Origin of the sequence: Citrobacter sp. wls613 (genome assembly GCF_005281195.1) — a bacterium.
Lineage (GTDB): Bacteria > Pseudomonadota > Gammaproteobacteria > Enterobacterales > Enterobacteriaceae > Citrobacter > Citrobacter gillenii.
Map to the genome: position 1 here is coordinate 69,339 of NZ_SZXN01000058.1, position 14,058 is coordinate 83,396.

General features: G+C 49.6%; 12 protein-coding genes and 1 pseudogene. 8 read left to right on the forward strand and 5 right to left on the reverse strand.

What is annotated here, in order from left to right:
• Both FDX01_RS23810 and FDX01_RS13410 read left to right on the forward strand, forming a co-directional pair.
• Nucleotides 1-652, forward strand: a pseudogene (locus FDX01_RS23810) (CS1-pili formation C-terminal domain-containing protein); the annotation flags it as partial.
• Nucleotides 649-1,761 (forward strand): CfaE/CblD family pilus tip adhesin, encoded by a 1,113-nt coding sequence (locus tag FDX01_RS13410; RefSeq protein WP_137399920.1) that lies wholly within the window; start codon nucleotides 649-651, stop codon nucleotides 1,759-1,761. The pseudogene FDX01_RS23810 and the gene FDX01_RS13410, both read left to right, overlap by 4 nt.
• 69 nt (nucleotides 1,762-1,830) lie before the next feature.
• Here the strand turns inward: FDX01_RS13410 and FDX01_RS13415 are convergent, their stop codons facing one another.
• Nucleotides 1,831-2,523: an aspartate/glutamate racemase gene (locus FDX01_RS13415; protein WP_137399921.1), complete on the reverse strand. Its 693-nt coding sequence runs from the start codon at nucleotides 2,521-2,523 to the stop codon at nucleotides 1,831-1,833.
• Nucleotides 2,524-2,665: 142 nt separating this feature from the next.
• Between FDX01_RS13415 and FDX01_RS13420 the strand changes: the two genes are divergently transcribed.
• The 5 genes from FDX01_RS13420 (at nucleotide 2,666) to FDX01_RS13440 (ending at nucleotide 7,698) form a co-directional block, all read left to right on the forward strand.
• Nucleotides 2,666-2,992, forward strand: coding sequence for a cupin domain-containing protein (locus tag FDX01_RS13420; protein WP_096755837.1), 327 nt, complete (start codon nucleotides 2,666-2,668; stop codon nucleotides 2,990-2,992).
• Between the two features lie 480 nt (nucleotides 2,993-3,472).
• Entirely contained in the window at nucleotides 3,473-4,363 is an 891-nt protein-coding gene (locus FDX01_RS13425; RefSeq protein ID WP_096755836.1) for a sugar ABC transporter permease, read from the forward strand.
• The gene (locus tag FDX01_RS13430) at nucleotides 4,356-5,258 is read left to right on the forward strand and encodes a carbohydrate ABC transporter permease (RefSeq protein ID WP_096755835.1); all 903 of its coding nucleotides are present in this window, start codon (nucleotides 4,356-4,358) and stop codon (nucleotides 5,256-5,258) included. The genes FDX01_RS13425 and FDX01_RS13430 overlap by 8 nt, the downstream gene beginning before the upstream one ends.
• A 12-nt stretch (nucleotides 5,259-5,270) precedes the next feature.
• Nucleotides 5,271-6,398, forward strand: a complete 1,128-nt coding sequence (locus FDX01_RS13435; protein WP_096755834.1) for an ABC transporter ATP-binding protein — start codon at nucleotides 5,271-5,273, stop codon at nucleotides 6,396-6,398.
• Nucleotides 6,399-6,411: 13 nt separating this feature from the next.
• Nucleotides 6,412-7,698: an ABC transporter substrate-binding protein gene (locus FDX01_RS13440; protein WP_096755833.1), complete on the forward strand. Its 1,287-nt coding sequence runs from the start codon at nucleotides 6,412-6,414 to the stop codon at nucleotides 7,696-7,698.
• Nucleotides 7,699-7,784: 86 nt separating this feature from the next.
• Here FDX01_RS13440 and FDX01_RS13445 read toward each other — a convergent pair whose 3' ends face one another.
• The 3 genes from FDX01_RS13445 to kduI form a co-directional block, all read right to left on the reverse strand.
• Nucleotides 7,785-9,203 carry a sugar porter family MFS transporter gene (locus FDX01_RS13445; RefSeq protein ID WP_115257557.1) on the reverse strand — a complete coding sequence of 473 codons (1,419 nt, stop codon included), beginning with the start codon at nucleotides 9,201-9,203 and terminating at the stop codon, nucleotides 7,785-7,787.
• Nucleotides 9,204-9,516: 313 nt separating this feature from the next.
• On the reverse strand, nucleotides 9,517-10,278 hold the full coding sequence (kduD, locus tag FDX01_RS13450) for a 2-dehydro-3-deoxy-D-gluconate 5-dehydrogenase KduD (RefSeq protein ID WP_096755831.1): 762 nt from the start codon (nucleotides 10,276-10,278) through the stop codon (nucleotides 9,517-9,519).
• A gap of 57 nt (nucleotides 10,279-10,335) precedes the next feature.
• Nucleotides 10,336-11,172, reverse strand: coding sequence for a 5-dehydro-4-deoxy-D-glucuronate isomerase (gene kduI, locus FDX01_RS13455; protein WP_096755830.1), 837 nt, complete (start codon nucleotides 11,170-11,172; stop codon nucleotides 10,336-10,338).
• 459 nt (nucleotides 11,173-11,631) lie between these two features.
• Between kduI and FDX01_RS13460 the strand changes: the two genes are divergently transcribed.
• Nucleotides 11,632-12,807, forward strand: coding sequence for an oligogalacturonate lyase family protein (locus FDX01_RS13460; protein WP_096755829.1), 1,176 nt, complete (start codon nucleotides 11,632-11,634; stop codon nucleotides 12,805-12,807).
• A gap of 167 nt (nucleotides 12,808-12,974) precedes the next feature.
• Here the strand turns inward: FDX01_RS13460 and FDX01_RS13465 are convergent, their stop codons facing one another.
• Complete coding sequence (locus tag FDX01_RS13465) at nucleotides 12,975-13,658, reverse strand: oligogalacturonate-specific porin KdgM family protein (protein WP_096755828.1); 684 nt, start codon at nucleotides 13,656-13,658, stop codon at nucleotides 12,975-12,977.
• Nucleotides 13,659-14,058: the final 400 nt, after the last annotated feature.

Below are 14,058 nucleotides of genomic sequence, written 5' to 3' on the forward strand. Positions count from 1 at the left end.
CCACGGAGTGCAGGTTGGCCGCGCGGGTAACGGTGACCCATCGGCAGCCGTGCTAATCGCGGTGAAAAAAATGGACGACGCCGATGCCGATGATTTGTCCGTGGATGCCACCACAAATGGCAGTAAAGCCAGCCTGACAGGCGATGAATCGGTCCTGTTCCCTTACACCGGTTATGAAATGGGTTACGTCGACATCAACGACAGCGCACGTAAAAACCAGACCGGTACCACCAACCTGATTACCGGTTCAGGTAAACAGAGCCTGATGTTGCTGCCAGGTAAACTGCGCTATCGCGAGGTGTCCGCTACCTTTAACTACAACTATATTGGCCGACTGCTGCTGCCGGAAGCGCTGAAAAAATATCCAGTCATTGGGGTAAACAGTGCGATGTTGCTGATGGCAGATGACGGTGGGTTCACGCTGGAAATGCAGAGCTCTTCACGCGATCTGTACGTATTGGCTGGTCAGTCATTCCTGAAATGCCCACTGAAGGTACTGAAGAAACGCGCCAGCATTCGCTTTGCCGGAGATATTCAATGCTCTGTGGTGACCTACGATCAGTTGCCTTCGCCAATTCAGGTACAGGCACAGCTTAAGCAATCACAGCGCAGACAAGCGCTAGAAACCGCACAAAGGGAGAGTGTGCAATGAAATTAATCACCTTTTTAATGGTATGTGGATTAATGGTGAGTGGCTATTCGCAAGCCGAAAGCTATAACGGCCCCACCCCCAACGTCACTAGCACCCAAGATTATGAGATCCCTTCCGGCGCACCTGCCGATACATACTTATGGAACCGCGATTACGGAGGTGCGATAGGTTATGACCCACAGTACTCAACTTACACCTGCGGATATTCGAATATACAGCAAACCTGTACACATCAGAGTAATGGTTCAACCATCACGATAATACTGACCGAGAAGCGAAGTCGTATGACTCATCCACTAAAACTGCAAGCTTATACAGAGCCACTGTATATTGATTCAAATGGTCAAGGAACATATTGCGGCGGAAAACGCGCACTCAACCGTTATCCCGCAGTAAACTGCTATGGTGACGACTATAGCTTCATAACAAACACAAAAACGCTAACAGTCTGGATACCGCAAACCGAAATGAACAACCTCCCCGTTGGGGGGGTATGGGAAGGCCAAGTTAAAATAAAATGGGAAGCGGGCGCGAGTTCAATCACTTATTTAGCCGACATCACCCTCAAAGGCAAAGCCACCGGCAAACAGGATATCTACTTCCCGGAATTTAACGGCGCGAATCCGCTGGTACAGCTTGATCTGCACCCAACCGGTTCGGTCACCAGCAACAGCTATGTCGAAGATGTTACCAATCTGGATATGTGCCTGTACGACGGCTTCAACTCCAACAGTGACAGCATGGAGCTGTCATTTAGAGATGAAGGCAAAACGGCGGCGGCTCGCAAAGACGGCTATTTCTCCATCTATAACACCGCCACGGGCGGAACAGATGAAGCCGAACGAGTCGATTACCGCGTGGAAATGTTCGATCCTCACAGCAAAGGCTGGAGAACGGTTAAAAACAACGATTCCTTCACTCTACAAGCCGGAGAAAACGGTCAGGATCAAGTACGTCCGGTACGACTACCGTCGATTACCTATCCTGTCCTTTGCTCCCCTGCACCGCTGCGGCTGATTGTGGATAAATTCCGCGTCACCGACAAAGCCGCCGGATACTATAAAGGCGTACTGACCGTGGAATTTAGCCCCAGCCTGAACAGCATCTAACAACGCGCTTATCCGGCCTGCCCCATAATGTAGGCCGGATAAGCGCAAGCGCCATCCGGCACCCCAGCATCAAGACAGCATAAACTCCACCGCATCAGCCGCATGAATCGCCGCCGTATCAAACACCGGTAGTGGGCTTAATTCTGCTGGCACCAGCAGACCAATCTCGGTACAGCCAAAAATCACCCCTTGCGCTCCCTGGCTCGCCAGGTCGCCTATCACACTCAGGTAATAGTCGCGCGACGCATCGCTGAACTCGCCAAGGCATAGCTCTTCAAAAATTATCCGGTTAATTTTCAGGCGTACGTCTTGTTCGGGAATCAAGGTGCTAATACCAAATTCATCCTGTAGGCGTCCACGGTAAAAATCCTGCTCCATGGTATAGCGCGTACCCAGCAGCGCCACGTTGTTCATATTCAGTTGACTGATGGCACGCCCCGTCGCATCGGCAATATGCAGGAACGGTACGTCACACGCCGTTTCAATCGCTTCGGCGACCTTGTGCATGGTGTTAGTACACAGCACGATGCCTTCAGCACCCGCCTGCTGTAACCCGACCGCCGCACGCGCCAGAATTTCTCCCGCCTGCTGCCAGTCCCCGCGCGACTGGCAGGCTTCAATCTCATGAAAATCGACGCTATGGAGCAAAATCTGCGCCGAATGCAGCCCGCCAAGGCGCTGCTTTACGCCCTCATTTATCAGGCGATAGTACGGAATAGTCGATTCCCAGCTCATCCCACCCAACAGACCAATCGTTTTCATCATTTTTCCCCTGTACGTTGTTATCTCTCCAGTGAACCAAAGATGTGATCAACTTTCCACATCTGCCGCTATCGTTTTCTTTTTGAGGGTTTCTGATATAAATTTAATGAAACATTGTTTCAACATACTACAGGACTGCCGGATGTTTATTTTTCATAAAGAAACCACCCTTGAAGATTTGGGCAATGGCGTGAGCCGCCGCATTCTGGCTCACGATGGCAAAATGATGGCCGTTGAAGTCAACTTTGAACAAGGCGCAGTTGGCCCAATGCACTGCCACCCGCACGAGCAGCTAACCTACGTGCTGTCAGGTGAATTTGAATTTACCATTGGCGAAGAAAAGCATGTCGTGCGCGCCGGTGACACGTTATATAAACAGCCCAATATTATGCACGGCTGCGTGTGTTTAAAGCCGGGAACATTACTGGATACCTTCACACCGGTACGTGAAGACTTCCTGAAAAAATAATGTCCCCTTTTATTTCAAGCCTTCCTTAGTGGAAGGCTTTTTTATGCCCGCAATAGCATTGTTAGCATGTTAATAATATAACTTTCATTACTTTAACCCGCCCAAAAAGCTGCCATACATGTCGTCATAACCCATAGAAATCCGGCAGGAATTTTTAAAATATGACGCGCACCTCACCTATTTGAAACGCCGTTTCGACTTTGATCACATTTCCATCATTATGTGAATGACGTAGAAACAAATCGCAATAAAATAAATTAAAACGATGTTTTACAAATCAAGAACGGCGGTTCATTCATGTTGATCGTTAGGATGACAACCGGTTAATGACAACATTAAAAGCATTGTATATCAATCATTAACAGGGAGTATTGGTATCGCAAACAGACACAGAACGCCGACACACCGGGCATCCAGAGAGTATGTCCGGTTCGTTACAACCGAATCCGTATTAAACCATTACTCGCCAGGTAGGTATGTATGAATGAAAACAGAATGCTGGGATTGGCGTGGATATCACCCTATATCATAGGGTTGATAATCTTTACCGCCTTCCCATTCGTTTCATCTTTCTTCCTCAGTTTTACTGAGTATGACTTGATGAGTCCGCCGGTGTTTAACGGCATCGAGAACTATCGCTACATGCTGACAGAAGATGCTCTCTTCTGGAAATCCATGGGCGTGACGTTCGCCTACGTATTTTTGACAATCCCATTAAAACTGGCATTTGCATTAGGGATTGCGTTTGTTCTTAACTTTAAATTACGCGGTATCGGCTTCTTCCGTACGGCTTACTATATTCCGTCCATCCTCGGTAGCTCCGTGGCTATCGCCGTGCTGTGGCGTGCGCTGTTTGCCATCGACGGTCTGCTGAACAGCTTTATCGGTGTATTAGGCTTTGACCCGGTTAACTGGCTGGGTGAACCCTCGCTGGCACTGATGTCCGTGACCCTGCTGCGCGTCTGGCAGTTTGGCTCCGCGATGGTTATCTTCCTCGCGGCGTTGCAAAACGTACCGCAGTCTCAGTACGAAGCGGCAATGATCGATGGCGCATCCAAATGGCAGATGTTTATGAAAGTCACCGTGCCGTTGATTACGCCGGTTATCTTCTTCAACTTCATCATGCAGACCACACAGGCATTCCAGGAGTTTACTGGCCCGTACGTGATAACCGGCGGCGGACCAACCTACTCCACCTACCTGTTCTCCCTGTACATCTACGACACGGCCTTCAAGTACTTTGACATGGGCTACGGCGCGGCGCTGGCCTGGGTATTGTTCCTGGTTGTTGCGGTCTTTGCGGCCATTGCCTTCAAGTCTTCGAAATACTGGGTGTTCTATTCCGCCGATAAGGGAGGCAAAAATGGCTGATATCCAACAAATCTCTGAAGCTCAGAGCATCGCTGAGCGTGAAGTTGCCCGCACCCTGCGTCGGGAAAAAATTAACGCGGCCATCCGCTACGTGATCCTGCTGTTGGTAGGGCTGCTGATGCTGTACCCGCTGGTGTGGATGTTCTCGGCCTCGTTCAAACCGAACCACGAGATCTTCACCACCCTGAGCCTGTGGCCTGCAAACGCCACCTGGGATGGCTTCGTCAACGGCTGGAAAACCGGTACCGAATACACCTTCGGCCATTACATGCTGAACACCTTTAAGTATGTGATTCCGAAAGTCATCCTGACCATTATCTCTTCCACCATCGTGGCATACGGCTTTGCCCGCTTCGAGATCCCATGGAAGAAATTCTGGTTCGCCACGCTCATCACCACCATGCTGCTGCCAAGCACCGTCTTGCTGATCCCGCAGTACCTGATGTTCCGTGAAATGGGCATGCTGAACAGCTATATGCCGCTGTACCTGCCGCTGGCCTTCGCCACGCAAGGGTTCTTTGTCTTCATGCTGATTCAGTTCCTGCGCGGCGTACCGCGTGACATGGAAGAAGCGGCGCAGATTGACGGCTGTAACTCCTTCCAGGTGCTGTGGTACGTGGTGGTGCCGATTCTGAAACCGGCCATCATCTCTGTCGCTCTGTTCCAGTTCATGTGGTCAATGAACGACTTTATCGGGCCGCTGATTTATGTCTACAGCGTGGATAAATACCCGATTGCACTGGCGCTGAAAATGTCCATCGACGTTACCGAAGGTGCGCCGTGGAACGAAATTCTGGCAATGGCGAGTATCTCCATTCTGCCATCCATCATTGTGTTCTTCCTGGCACAACGCTACTTCGTACAGGGCGTTACCAGCAGCGGAATTAAAGGTTAAGAGGGAAATATCATGGCTGAAGTGATTTTTAATAAACTGGAAAAAGTGTACTCCAACGGCTTCAAAGCGGTACATGGTATCGACCTGAAAATTGCAGAAGGGGAATTCATGGTGATTGTCGGGCCATCCGGCTGCGCCAAGTCCACCACCCTGCGTATGCTGGCAGGTCTGGAAACCATCAGCGGCGGCGAAGTGCGTATCGGCGAGAAGATTGTGAACAATCTGGCACCGAAGGAGCGCGGGATTGCGATGGTATTCCAGAACTATGCGCTGTACCCGCACATGACGGTGCGTGAGAACCTGGCGTTCGGCCTGAAGCTAAGCAAAATGCCGAAGGCACAGATTGATGCCCAGGTAAACGAAGCAGCGAAGATCCTCGAACTGGAAGAACTGCTGGAGCGCCTGCCTCGCCAGCTCTCCGGTGGTCAGGCACAGCGTGTGGCCGTTGGCCGTGCGATTGTGAAGAAACCGGACGTGTTCCTGTTCGACGAACCGCTGTCCAACCTTGATGCCAAACTGCGTGCCTCAATGCGTATCCGTATTTCCGACCTGCACAAGCAGTTGAAGAAATCCGGCAAGCCGGCCACCACCGTGTACGTGACCCACGATCAGACCGAAGCGATGACCATGGGTGACCGCATCTGCGTGATGAAACTGGGTCACATCATGCAGGTTGATACCCCGGATAACCTGTACCACAAGCCGAAAAATATGTTCGTGGCTGGCTTTATCGGCGCACCGGAGATGAACATTCGCCCCTGCAAGTTGGTGGAACAAGAGGGACGTCTGCACATTGCCATCGGCAATGAAACCATGCCATTGAACGACGAAAAGCAGGAGAAAGTCTCTTCTTATGTCGGTCAGGATGTCTTCTACGGCATCCGTCCGGAATTCGTCGACGTCGCCGAAGAGCCTTTTGCCGAAGGCAACTGTAGTGGCGAAATGGTACGCGTGGAAAACATGGGCCATGAATTCTTTGTTTACCTGAAAGTGGCAGATTACGAACTGACTGCTCGCATCCCTTCAGATAAAGCTAAGCCAATGATTGATAAAGGTCTTAACCGCAAGGTGCATTTCAAGTTCGATATAAATAAATGTCATCTCTTTGACGCAAAAACTGAAAAGAACATCTCTCTCTAATGGAGTTATAAAAATGAAAAAAGTGCTTTTAAGCGCCGCTATCTCCGCCACTCTGGGCCTGACCGCGCTGCCTTCTATGGCAAAGGATGTTGATTTACGTATGTCCTGGTGGGGGGGCAATGGCCGCCACCAGGTCACGCTGAAAGCGTTAGAAGAGTTTCACAAGCTGAACCCGGATATCACCGTCAAAGCCGAATATACCGGCTGGGATGGTCACTTATCCCGCCTGACCACGCAGATTGCGGGCGGTACCGAGCCGGATGTGATGCAAACCAACTGGAACTGGCTGCCGATTTTCTCGAAAAATGGCGACGGTTTTTACGACTTGAACAAAATGAAGGACGTGATCGACTTAAGCCAGTTCGATCCAAAAGAACTGCAGTCCACCACCGTTAACGGCAAGCTGAACGGGATCCCCATTTCCGTCACCGCGCGCGTGTTCTACTTTAACGATGAAACCTGGAAAAAAGCGGGCGTTGAATACCCGAAAACCTGGGATGAGTTGATGGCTGCGGGCAAGACGTTCGAAAGCAAGCTCGGCAAACAGTACTACCCGGTGGTACTGGAGCATCAGGACACGCTGGCGCTGCTGAACTCATACATGATCCAGAAGTACAACATTCCAGCCGTAGATGAAAAGACCAAGAAATTCTCTTACTCCAAAGAGCAGTGGGTTGAGTTCTTCCAGACCTATAAAAAGCTGGTTGATAGCCACGTAATGCCAGACACCAAATACTATGCGTCGTTTGGTAAGAGCAACATGTATGAAATGAAGCCGTGGATCCAGGGCGAATGGGGTGGCACCTACATGTGGAACTCCACCATTAACAAGTATTCAGATAACCTGAAGCCACCGGCGAAGCTGGATCTGGGTAGCTACCCGATGATGGAAGGTGCCACGGACGCAGGGCTGTTCTTTAAACCTGCGCAGATGCTGTCTATTGGCAAATCCACGAAAAATCCGGAAGCCGCCGCGAAAGTGATTAACTTCCTGCTGAACAGCAAAGAAGGTGTCGAAACGCTGGGTCTGGAGCGCGGCGTGCCGCTGAGTAAAGCAGCCGTTGAAATCCTGACGCAAAACGGCACCATCAAAGAAAACGATCCGTCCGTCGCTGGGTTACGTCTGGCGCAGTCGCTGCCAACCAAACTCACCGTGTCGCCATACTTTGATGACCCGCAGATCGTGGCGCAGTTCGGTACGTCACTGCAGTACATCGACTACGGTCAGAAAACCGTGGAAGAAGCTGCCGCAGACTTCCAGCGTCAGGCTGAACGTATCCTGAAACGCGCGATGCGCTAAATAAAAAGCCGGGTGGCGGCTTCGCCCTACCCGGCCAATGCGAACCTGTCGGCCCGGTAAGCGAAATCCGCCACCGGGCATTAACATTACACGCCGATGTTCCGCAACTTCTCTCCCGCCATCAGTTTGCGTTCGATATGTTCCAGGGTGACATTTTTGGTTTCAGGAATAAGCCAGAACGTAATACCGATGAATACGACATTTAGCGCGGTATAAAGCCAGAATGTACCGGCCGCGCCAATACTGTCGAGCAGCGTCAGGAACGTTGCCCCGATGATCATATTCGACACCCAGTTGGTGGTGGTGGAACAAGTGATACCAAAGTCACGGCATTTCAGCGGCTGAATTTCCGAGCACAGGATCCACACCACCGGTGCGGCGCTCATCGCATAGCCGGCGATACACATCATGGTCATGCCGACGGACAGCCACGATAACCCGCGGGATGCCGTGCCGTTATCAAACTGCATCAGGCAGTAGCCCAGCACTAATGTTCCCAGCGCCATCACGGTAAAACCAATTTTCAGCGCCGGTTTACGCCCGGCTTTATCGACGGTAAAGACGGCGATAAACGTAGCAAACATAAAGGTTAAGCCAACCACCAGGGTGGCAATCATCTGCTGTTCTGTGGTGGTAAAGCCCGCCATCTTAAAAATCCGCGGCGCGTAGTACATGATGATGTTCATCCCGGTGAACTGCTGCATCGCCTGCAGCAACATACCGAGGAAAACCGCACGACGCACGTTACTGTTGATCTTAAACAGCGCCCATCCGCCCTGCTTTAGCTTCAGGCTTTCGCGGATGTCATTCAGTTCATCGCGGGCTTTTTCCGAGGTATCTCGCAGCATACGCAGCACTTCTTCGGCTTCAATATGACGCCCTTTTTGCGCCAGCCAGCGCGGGCTGTTCGGTAAAAACACCACCAGAACAATCAGCACCACCGCAGGCAGGGCCAGCACGCCGAGCATGGCCCGCCAGTTGCCGGTGTAGCTGAACGCCGTATCGGATAAAAAGGCCAGCACAATGCCCAGCGTGACCATCAGCTGGTACATGCTGATCATTTTTCCGCGCACGTTTTCACTGGCCATTTCTGAGAGATAAAGCGGCGCGGTATAGGAAGCAATCCCGACGGCTACACCCAGTACTACCCGGGCGGCGATCAGAAGCTCAACGCTTGTCGCGAATGCCGATCCCAACGATCCGAGAACAAAGAGGATTGCCCCGACCATCAGGCTGTATTTTCGCCCGAGGCGGAAAGAGAGCCAGCCGTTGAACAGTGCGCCAATTGCCGCACCCAGCATCATGCTGCTGACTACCCACTCCTGCAAACGACTGCTTAGCGCAAAGTGTTCAGTGATAAACGGCAGCGAACCCGCGATCACCCCAATATCCAGACCAAATAATAATCCTGCGACAGCAGCGGAAACTGAGACAAACAGATTCATACGTCGCGTGTCGCGCATTGCGCGCGGTGCTAAAGCAGCATCATGATTAATTGAGACCATTTTTTCCTGCCAGAAACAGAGTAAGACATAAAACTGAAAATAAGGGATCCCTTGCCAGGGGCGTCAGGCTGGAAACGGCATAGTTATGGATAAAATAGCTAGCCCATACCGTTATGTGATGGACATTACAATTTTAAAATTTATAGATAATTACTCAATAAAATTTAATACACTGATATTAAAGAGTATTAAATATTACCGTTTCATACATATGAAATTATTTATGGATTAATTTATAACCATAATATGGATTAAAATAACTTAAAACCAAAAAAACCTGCCGTTGGCAGGTTTTTTAATACTGGAGAGGGAATTAACGCGCCAGCCAGCCGCCGTCTACTGCAACGGTATAACCATTGATGTAGTCAGATGCGCTGGAGGCCAGGAATACGATTGGCCCCTTCAGATCGTCAGGCAGACCCCAACGGCCTGCCGGGATACGATCGAGGATTTCTGCGCTACGCTGCTCATCAGCACGCAGCTGTTGCGTGTTGTTGGTCGCCATGTAGCCCGGTGCAATCGCATTGACGTTGATGTTGTGTTTTGCCCACTCGTTCGCCATCAGGCGGGTTACGCCCATCACGCCGCTTTTTGATGCGGTGTAAGACGGCACGCGGATGCCACCCTGGAAGGAGAGCATAGAGGCGATGTTAATAATTTTCCCGCCGTTGCCCTGCGCGATGAAGTGCTTCGCCGCCGCCTGGGACATAAAGAATACGCTCTTAATGTTCAGGTTCATGACGTCGTCCCAGTCTTTTTCGCTGAAATCGATCGCATCATCACGACGAATAAGACCCGCATTGTTCACCAGAATATCGATATGGCCGAATTCTGCCACCGCGCGCTCCAGCAGTGCCGGAATACCGTCAATCTGACGCAGGTCGGCAGTCAGGCTTAAAAAGCGACGGCCCAGGGCAGTAACACGTTCGATAGTTTCTGTCGGCTCAACAATGTTGATACCCACGATATCGCAGCCCGCTTCCGCCAGACCCAGCGCCATACCCTGGCCCAGACCGGTGTCACAACCTGTCACAACGGCGACTTTACCTTCAAGAGAGAATGCATTCAAAATCATTGTTAATCCTTATTTTTTATAGTGCCCATCACCGACAGGCTGAGTGGCCGCCCGCGACTAGCGCAGATCTTTTACTGCAACGTGATCCATGTCATCAAAGACCTGGTTTTCGCCGACCATACCCCAAATAAACGTATAGGCTTTAGTGCCCACGCCAGAGTGGATAGACCAGCTTGGAGAAATAACGGCCTGCTCGTTGTGCATCACAATATGGCGCGTTTCCTGAGGCTGCCCCATCATGTGGAATACACAGGTGTCTTCTTCCATATTGAAGTAGAAATAGACTTCCATGCGGCGTTCATGGGTATGGCACGGCATGGTATTCCACAGGTTACCCGGCGCCAGTTCAGTCAGCCCCATGCTCAACTGGCATGTTTCCAGAACATCCGGCACAAAGTATTTGTTGATGGTACGGCGGTTACTGGTGAGATCATCACCCAGCGTCACCGGCGCAACGTCTGCTGGCGTGACTTTTTTGGTTGGGTACGCGGTGTGTGCCGGTGCACAGTTGTAGTAAAACTTCGCCGGAGTTGCCGCATCAAGGCTGGCAAACACCACTTCTTTGGCACCTTTACCGACATACAGCGCATCGCGGTGACCGATTTCATAGCATTGACCATCGACGGTAATCGTGCCCGGACCACCGATGTTGATCACGCCCAGCTCACGGCGTTCGAGGAAATACGTTACGCCCAGCTGTTTGCCAACTTCACCACCAACGGAAACAGTTTTGGCCACCGGCATAATCCCGCCGACAATAATACGGTCGATGTGGCTGTAAACCATGGTGTATTCGTCTGCGACAAATACCTGTTCTACCAAAAATTCGTTACGCAGCGCCTGGGTGTCCAGGGTTTTAGCATGCGCACTGTGGATACTTTGTCTTACGTCCACATTTACCTCCAGTGATAAATTGACCGTGAATACGTTATCGGATAGCGAAACATCGTTCCGTTTTTCCTAATGCGTTAATGATATCTCTCTCGGAACGCGTTTTCAATTACAACTAAAACAATGTTTCACTTTTTCTGCATCTTATTATCAAAAGTGTAGTTGCGATCACGCTAGTGACGGAAAATCGGCAGATAACAAAAAACAACTGGATTTAAAAACCATATAAAACAGATAGATGTAAAATAATAAGAAATGATAACTCCATGGAGGTAGAGATAAAGCATTCAACAACCTCTCGCCGCAGAAATGCTTTCTTATGCTTTTTGTTACAAATTGCGTCATCAATCACACATGATGAAACGCTGTTTTGATAAATTATCACTTGGTTTTTAAATTCATCATAAATCTGGGTGCTGACGCAGATTGCTGAAATCCTGCGTACGGTAAAAGGAGTGCATTATGGCTAAAGGCATGCGGGTCAAGCTGAACTATGAAATCAGCCGCGATCCGGATACAGGCGTGGAAGTCACCCGACTGACCCCACCGGAAGTAACCTGTCATCGAAACTATTTCTATCAGAAATGCTTCTTTAATGATGGCAGTCACCTGCTGTTCGCCGGTGAGTTTGATGGTCACTGGAACTACTATTTACTGGATCTTGCCAAAGCCGAAGCCGTTCAGTTGACCGAAGGCGCAGGTGATAATACCTTCGGCGGTTTTTTATCGCCGGACGACAGCGCCCTCTACTATGTCAAAAACGACCGCACCCTGCTGGAAGTGAATCTCAAGACGTTGGCAGAACGCGAAGTGTACCGCGTGTCTGATGACTGGGTGGGCTACGGTACCTGGGTTGCCAACAGCGACTGTACAAAACTGGTCGGTATCGAAATTGCTAAAAGCGACTGGACACCGTTAAACAGCTGGCAGCTGTTCCATGACTTCTTCCATAAAGGCCCGCACTGCCGACTGCTGCGCGTCGATTTACGTACCGGCGACAGCGCGGTGATTCACGAAGAGAAAAACTGGCTGGGTCATCCGATTTACCGTCCGTTCGACGATAACACCGTCGCTTTCTGCCATGAAGGTCCGCACGATCTGGTCGATGCGCGAATGTGGCTGGTCAATGAAGACGGCAGTAACGTGCGTAAAGTTAAAGATCATGCGCAGGGTGAAAGTTGCACCCATGAATTTTGGGTCCCGAACGGCTCGGCGCTGGTCTATGTCTCGTACCTGAAAGGTCAGCAAGGACGCACCATCTCCAGCTACAATCCTGATACCGGCGTTAATGAAGCCGTAATGTTAATGCCTGCCTGCTCGCATTTAATGAGCAATTTTGATGGCACGTTGCTGGTCGGCGATGGTTCAGGTACACCGGTAGACGTGAAGGATACTGGCGGTTACACCATCGATAACGACCCTTATCTGTATGGATTTGATGTAGCGAAGAAAAGCTGTTTCCGCATCGCACGCCACGATACTTCCTGGGCTACCGTGGCAAACAGCCGTCAGGTCACCCACCCGCATCCGTCGTTTACACCAGACGATCGCGCGGTACTTTTTAGCTCAGACAAAGATGGCAAACCGGCGTTGTACATTGCCAAACTGCCCGAGCAGCCGGAACTGTTTCAACTGTAGTCCCCGAAATGATTGTGCCCTGTTTTTAATTTAATGTTTCTGTAACTGGCCTTGCCCTCCTCGCGGAGGGCTTTTTTTATTAATAGAAAAGCTCAAGACTATAAATAATAAGCAGCAGAAAACCCCGGCCAACATCTCCGGGGTATTTTGCCAGCTATTGATGGTATTTAGAAAGAATAGGCGACGCCCATACGGAAACGAGTTTGACGCTCATCCGTTGTTTTCACACCCACGTTCCCGACTTCAACATACGGTGCCCAGTTTTTATCCCACTTATAGGCTAACTTGGCATTATATTCATTGGAGTAGGTTTTATTATTATTACGCGCGACACCTTCGGTGCTTTTGGCGTAAACATAGTTCAGCTCAGTACGCCAGTCACCCAGCACAAAACCAACCCACGCATCCCCACGGTTTACCTTATCATCTTCTTTATTGGAGCTTGAAGGATAGCGTGTATATTCATAACGATAGCGGGTAGCTACATAGAAACCATTCTCAAAACTGTACTGCAGGTGCAGGTTCGGTTTGTAGATGGTGCGGCTGTCATTACTTTCAAGTGTCAGACCTGGCGTTACCGCAATATTGCTGGTTGCTTTCCAACGCCAGTTAATTGAGTCTTCATGACCGTTACCCACTACATCAGCAAAAGGCTGGTCAGCTTTATCACCGCCCGATTTCCATTTTGCTTCAACGGTAAAACCTAAACCATTTTCAAAACGATGCGACACCGACACGCGATCAGCATTAGACCCGCTATCAATATATTCATGTCGTAAGTCAACGGTGACAGCCTGCGCTGCAAATGACGCACCAATTAAAGACGCAAGCACCAGAGTGTTCTTAAACATATGCTACCCTCAAATTAAAATAATGTTCCTTTTTTATGGAATTGCATTTTATTTTTTTAACACCACTATTTTAGTGATCACGATCGTAATTATTTGTTTCAAAAAAAATGGACAACAACAGCGTGATGAATATCAAACAAAAATCATCTAAAAACCCGAAAACAAAGATCATGATCACGGTTCATTTTATTTAAAATGAATAGCAGAAGTATTAATCACAACAATTAACATTAAAAACAATGAGATACAATAAAACACGCAGTTAATAACGCAAGTTATATTACCTGTGATAATTATACGCTTTTGTATTATTAATTAAGTTATAAGCGAAAAGGGTAAATCAGAGGAAGGATTTTGCTTCAGAGTTTGGTAATGACTCCAACTTATTGATAGTGTTTTA

Excerpts from the sequence above, each read along its gene's own strand:
- FDX01_RS13410 (WP_137399920.1), top strand. The coding sequence starts at position 649 with ATGAAATTAATCACCTTTTTAATGGTATGTGGATTAATGGTGAGTGGC.
- FDX01_RS13415 (WP_137399921.1), bottom strand. The coding sequence starts at position 2,523 with ATGAAAACGATTGGTCTGTTGGGTGGGATGAGCTGGGAATCGACTATT.
- FDX01_RS13420 (WP_096755837.1), top strand. The coding sequence starts at position 2,666 with ATGTTTATTTTTCATAAAGAAACCACCCTTGAAGATTTGGGCAATGGC.
- FDX01_RS13425 (WP_096755836.1), top strand. The coding sequence starts at position 3,473 with ATGAATGAAAACAGAATGCTGGGATTGGCGTGGATATCACCCTATATC.
- FDX01_RS13430 (WP_096755835.1), top strand. The coding sequence starts at position 4,356 with ATGGCTGATATCCAACAAATCTCTGAAGCTCAGAGCATCGCTGAGCGT.
- FDX01_RS13435 (WP_096755834.1), top strand. The coding sequence starts at position 5,271 with ATGGCTGAAGTGATTTTTAATAAACTGGAAAAAGTGTACTCCAACGGC.
- FDX01_RS13440 (WP_096755833.1), top strand. The coding sequence starts at position 6,412 with ATGAAAAAAGTGCTTTTAAGCGCCGCTATCTCCGCCACTCTGGGCCTG.
- FDX01_RS13445 (WP_115257557.1), bottom strand. The coding sequence starts at position 9,203 with ATGGTCTCAATTAATCATGATGCTGCTTTAGCACCGCGCGCAATGCGC.
- kduD (WP_096755831.1), bottom strand. The coding sequence starts at position 10,278 with ATGATTTTGAATGCATTCTCTCTTGAAGGTAAAGTCGCCGTTGTGACA.
- FDX01_RS13460 (WP_096755829.1), top strand. The coding sequence starts at position 11,632 with ATGGCTAAAGGCATGCGGGTCAAGCTGAACTATGAAATCAGCCGCGAT.
- FDX01_RS13465 (WP_096755828.1), bottom strand. The coding sequence starts at position 13,658 with ATGTTTAAGAACACTCTGGTGCTTGCGTCTTTAATTGGTGCGTCATTT.